Origin of the sequence: Okeania sp. SIO3B5 (assembly GCF_010692555.1) — a bacterium.
In the GTDB taxonomy this organism is placed as follows: Bacteria; Cyanobacteriota; Cyanobacteriia; order Cyanobacteriales; family Microcoleaceae; genus Okeania.
Genome location: NZ_JAAHHG010000778.1, coordinates 1 through 3200, shown reverse-complemented (window position 1 = coordinate 3200; position 3200 = coordinate 1). Strand labels below are relative to the sequence as shown.

General features: G+C 34.8%; 2 protein-coding genes and 3 pseudogenes. 2 read left to right on the top strand and 3 right to left on the bottom strand.

Going from position 1 to position 3200, the window contains the following annotated elements; translation table 11 throughout:
- Positions 1–281: pseudogene (locus F6K54_RS42340) on the bottom strand (hypothetical protein); the annotation flags it as partial.
- 760 nt (positions 282–1041) lie between these two features.
- Between F6K54_RS42340 and F6K54_RS42335 the strand changes: the two are divergent.
- Positions 1042–1422 (top strand): Spy/CpxP family protein refolding chaperone, encoded by a 381-nt coding sequence (locus F6K54_RS42335; protein ID WP_293090475.1) that lies wholly within the window; start codon positions 1042–1044, stop codon positions 1420–1422.
- A gap of 276 nt (positions 1423–1698) precedes the next feature.
- On the opposite strand, the pseudogene F6K54_RS42330 reads toward F6K54_RS42335, so the two are convergent.
- Both F6K54_RS42330 and F6K54_RS42325 read right to left on the bottom strand, forming a co-directional pair.
- A pseudogene (locus F6K54_RS42330) lies at positions 1699–2301 on the bottom strand (IS630 family transposase); the annotation flags it as partial.
- A 36-nt stretch (positions 2302–2337) separates the two neighbouring features.
- Positions 2338–2616, bottom strand: coding sequence for a helix-turn-helix domain-containing protein (locus tag F6K54_RS42325; RefSeq protein ID WP_293090474.1), 279 nt, complete (start codon positions 2614–2616; stop codon positions 2338–2340).
- Between the two features lie 462 nt (positions 2617–3078).
- On the opposite strand from F6K54_RS42325, the pseudogene F6K54_RS42320 reads away from it, so the two are divergent.
- Positions 3079–3200: pseudogene (locus F6K54_RS42320) on the top strand (IS630 family transposase); the annotation flags it as partial.

Sequence of the window (3200 nt, the reverse complement as noted above, 5' to 3'; positions counted from 1 at the left end):
AAAATAATTAGACCAATTTCGACGGTAGTATAAATAATTTTATTTGAGCGGGATTTATTGATAGGTAAAAATAATCCCATCAGGCTAAATACTAACAGGAGAAAAAGATTGATTGAGAGTGAATTGGAAACTTCTGTTGTGTGAATATGTCGTATTTTTCGCCGACCACCATAGAGAGGAAATTTTAAAGTTTCACTCATGGCAATAATAATCAGCAAAATCCATTCTAAATAGAGTAAAAAACGGATGGGGTGTTTAGTTATTTTGGGGAAAATATTCATATTTTTATTTCATTAAAACTCCCATAGATAAATTACAAGTTCAATAATGATAATTTACTAAATTTTGAGGCGTTGCTGATTTGATGTATGAAATTCAATTAGTGGTAAATTTTTACCCAAAATCATAGTGGGAATTATACCTATTTATAACTCTAAAGTCTCCGAAAAACTCCTTTCTACCTACTGACTCAGTCTTCCTGTTCAATAATCAGCAATCAGCGTAACACACTGAAAATAAAAACCTAGATGGTGCGTTACATTTCATTAACGCACCCTACTGGACTGACACAGGTAAAACTGTGCATTAGCTTTTAACTTTAAAATTCTTACTTTTGACTTTTGACTGTCTTGAGTGCGTCTTACATTCTGAGGAAACCTCAGAATTACGCACTCGCTTTTGACTTTTGAATTGAATCTAATGCACCATTTTAGCTGTGTCAGTCCACTACTGGACTAACTGCTATATTCCGAAGATAAGGAATTTTATTAAAACCCTAAAATCAGTAAAGTTAAGGAAACATTTGATTATAGCAGTTGAAGGAAAAGTTAGGACATATCAAAAGCTTAAAACTCAAACAACGTAATATTTTTCCTTTTTCCTTCCTTCTTCCTTCTTCCTTCTTTCTTCTTCCTTCTGCTATACATAATTTTAGGACTAAAGTCCTAGATAAAATTAGGACTTTCAGCTCTGGTTATTTATGAGCGATCGCCTATAGGATGAAGACAGTAAATACCTCATAGATGGAGTTTAAAAAGTCTTATGAAACGTCAATCTTTTTCTTTATTATTATTTGGCATTGTTGCCACTATTCTATTTGCTAATCCTTTACAAGTTTATGCTCATCCTAAAAATTTGAATCTGACTCCCGAACAAAAAACTCAGTGGGAAGAAATTCGAGCGCAAAGCAAAGCTCAAATACAAAATATTCTGACTCTCGAACAGCAGCAACAGCTACAAACTTTAACTTCACAAGGTCAACGTCCACGCAGAGCAATGAAAGAATTAAATCTTTCTGAAGAGCAGAAAACTCAGATGCGCGAAATTATGCAGTCATCCCGGGAGCAAATGGCGAATATTTTAACTGAAGAGCAACGAGAGCAGTTTCGTCAACAGATGCAAAGACGAGGACAAACACAATAATTAGGGTTTGCTGATTATAGCAATGAGCGCTGGTGTATTTACATACTACTATTGTATTTAACATAGTACAAAGCTCTGCTACATGACAGATATTTTTCACAAACCATGCGATCGCGCCTACCTTAAAGTTTGATAGACTCGCGCGTTTGACGCGTGATTTAACAGACACAGGACTTAGGCAAATACACTATATATAGCCAATGGAAAATAGAGCGATTGCTGATGTCAAGCTTCGCTAACCCTATGATTTTTTTCAACGATCGCTTCCTTGAGCGACTAAATTCTATAGGAATAATTGATATCTTTCACCAAAGCGTGAAAAACTTGAGGATGTTCTTGAAAAGCTGCATCCACACAGTCTCGAAAATTATCAAATTCCTTGAGTCTTTGTCTGATCCAATTTTTTAACACAAACCACCAACGTTCTATCTTATTCAAATCTGGTGAGTAAGGAGGTAAATACCAGATTTCACACCCTTGCTTGGCCACTAATTCTTCAATATAAACTGATTTATGAAATGTTGCATTATCCAGTAAGATCGCTTGTCCTGGTTGTAATTTCGGTAGTAAACAATTTTCCAGCCAGTTCTCAAATAAATCGCGATCACAACTTCCTGTAAATGTTAAAGGAGCAAACATTTTTGATTGATTTATAGCTGCAATCCAACTTACTCTCTCAGTTCTTTTTCCTGACTTCATACCTGGTACTCTTTTTCCTTTCATTCCATAACCATAGGAATAATCTTCCCGGTTATCTATTCCAGCTTCATCTACATATACAATATTTTTTTTGTCTATTTGATTCAGTTTTAAGGCAAATTCTTCTCTTTTTGACTCATCTCTTTCTTGATAACCATAAGTTTTTTTTTTCGAGTAAAACCCAGTTTTTTTAAACTTCTACTAATAGTAAAACGACTACAATTTCCCCAGTTGGCAGCCATTTGACGCATGAGTTTGATCGTGATTAGTCTCAACAAATTTCTCAAATTCTTCCCAGTCTTTAATAATAGAAGTTTGAGGAGGAGGTACACTGATTTTAGGGAATGTTGAACCTGTTATTAAATATCGATCTCGCCACTTATGAAGAGTAGGCCGACTTATTTTTAATAGACGACTCACACGATTGATAGACATACCATTATTAATGAGATTAAGAGCACGTTCACGTAAATCTTGACTGTAAGGATGTACCATCACACTCACTAATTATTTTATGACATTTATATCATAAGTTATAAACTCCAAATTGTAAATACCTGAACACGCATCTTTAAAACTTTGAGGAAGACGCGATCGCGTAATTCATGAAAAATGCAGGCCATACAGCCCCCATGTTACATTAGTATTTGCACTGTAGTATGTGATTTTGAGGAAGCGCGATCGCGTAATTTCTGAAAAATGCAGGCCATACAGCCCCTATGTTACATTAGTATTTGCACTGTAGTATGTAAAGATGCCAGCGCACATTGCTATAATTATCAATTATCCATTATCAATTATCAATTAATGACCATCTCCCCATCTGAAGGATAAATAGTTTTTAGTTTATTTGTGAAAAATACTTAATTTATAGTGGTAGGTTAAAGCTAATGATACACTAAATATTTTAATTTATCTGTATTTTTAACGTTTTATTAGCATTTTGTGCTTTTTCAAGGGCATCTCTACGAAACCATTCCCATGAAGCCAGGAAAAGACAAAAAAGAAGATTATCACCCTTGCTCGTGAGGGAGTACAGGCTTTATTCATGTTTTTTGACCCTAACAGAGGATGGCGAC